Annotated in this window: 1 protein-coding gene and 1 pseudogene; both read left to right on the forward strand. The window is 59.7% G+C overall.

Going from position 1 to position 677, the window contains the following annotated elements; all coding sequences use genetic code 11:
* A pseudogene (locus tag P7F28_RS10095) lies at positions 1–121 on the forward strand (ATPase); the annotation flags it as partial.
* A gap of 10 nt (positions 122–131) precedes the next feature.
* On the forward strand, positions 132–677 hold a 546-nt coding region (locus P7F28_RS10100), incomplete at its 3' end, for a UvrD-helicase domain-containing protein (protein WP_277184357.1).

The following is a 677-nucleotide window of genomic DNA, read 5'->3' on the forward strand; positions in this document are numbered from 1 at the left end:
CATACGCGATCAATCCGACGTCGATGATGAGGCGGTCAATTTCCTGCGACGCTTCAATCCGCTGGGTATTCGGGGTTACCTCACACACCTGAAGCTGATGACCACGGTACGCGGTCGCTAAGGGAGGCCATATGCTGGACGAACTCAACCCCCAGCAACGGGAAGTCGCCCAGTTGCGTCAGCATTGCGTGGCGATCGCTTGCCCCGGTGCGGGCAAGACGAAGACGATCGCCACAAAAGCAGCTCTGTTGCTGCAGGACAGTGGCGCTTCCGTCGGCGCAGTGACGTTCTCCAAGGATGCGGCCGTCGAACTGCGCGAGCGCATTCTGAAGGCCGCCGGTGCAGGGGTAAAAAAACGCCTGATCGCGGGCACCTTCCACTCGCTTGCGTTTAAGCAACTGCAGCGGCCCGGCGCGCGGCCCCTCGATATTGCGTCCGATGGCGATCGTCTGGGAATGCTGATTCGCGTGATGCAGGAACTGGGACGCGAGGGCAAGGCTGAAGACGTCATTCCAACGATCGAGAAGATCAAGACCAACTTCGGCCGGTGCGATCCCGATACCGATGATGGTGCGCTGTACCAGGCATATCAGGACGCGTTAGCTCGCAACGGCAAGATCGATTTTCAGGACATGCTGCGTCTGGCTGTCGAGGGCATGGAGAACGGCACCATTCTC

The organism is Caballeronia sp. BR00000012568055 (genome assembly GCF_029439455.1).
In the GTDB taxonomy this organism is placed as follows: domain Bacteria; phylum Pseudomonadota; class Gammaproteobacteria; order Burkholderiales; family Burkholderiaceae; genus Caballeronia.